At 61.9% G+C, this 748-nt stretch carries 1 protein-coding gene; it reads right to left on the reverse strand.

Features of this window, described 5'->3' with window-relative positions; all coding sequences use genetic code 11:
• Nucleotides 1-121: 121 nt before the first annotated feature.
• Nucleotides 122-748: ABC transporter substrate-binding protein (locus tag GSQ76_RS22630; RefSeq protein ID WP_216851233.1), on the reverse strand; the 627-nt coding region annotated here is incomplete at its 5' end.

Genomic DNA, 748 nt, shown 5'->3' on the forward strand with positions numbered 1-748 from the left:
ATTTTCGGCTGCAGCCGGTGTGACATTCCGCGGCTCAGGCCGAACATTACGTTGGATGATCGCATCGGGACCGGTCTGCGGCTCCGCTGCTGCCAGTCGTCTACAGGCATCTCAACCGGCTTCAGCGCGGCAGGTAGTTCGTGGTGCAGTTCTGATGGTTCAGCGCCTGGAAGAACCGGTTTCCCGGTGCAATGAGTTCTGGCGGAACGTGCCGGTTGGCGGCCATCACCTGATGCCCCTCCGCAATGAAGATGGAGGAGCTGAAATCGGTCAGCCAACGCTGCAGTTCGTTGAAGCGCTGCCGCTTCGCCGGGCGGTCGCATTCGCAGAGCAGGGCGGCAAAGCGCTTGGTGGCGCCGTCATTCTTCTTCCAACGCGGTGCCCAGTTGCCGACGTGCGGAGGGCCGCCGGGTAGCGGGAAGATTGGGTTCATGGCGGCATAGTCATGCGCAAGGTCGTAGATCGGCTCCGACAGGTTGTGCGCGCATTCCGTGCGCAGGAAGAGTGGCGGCAGCCAACCCTCAGGCGTGCCGGCAATGTCGCGCATCACCAACTCGACGCCAATTTCGCGCCATGCCTCGGCGATGATGTCGGCAATGCGAAGACAGTCCGGCCGTTGGGCCAGGTAGAAATCGCTCTTCAGCCCCGAAGCGTAACCGGCCTGTGCCAGTAATTTGCGGGCGCGGTCGATGTTGTAGTCGTATTGCCAATCCTGGCCCGAATACCATTGGCTGATGCCCTTCACCGG

The organism is Acidisphaera sp. L21, from assembly GCF_009765685.1.
In the GTDB taxonomy this organism is placed as follows: domain Bacteria; phylum Pseudomonadota; class Alphaproteobacteria; order Acetobacterales; family Acetobacteraceae; genus LMUY01.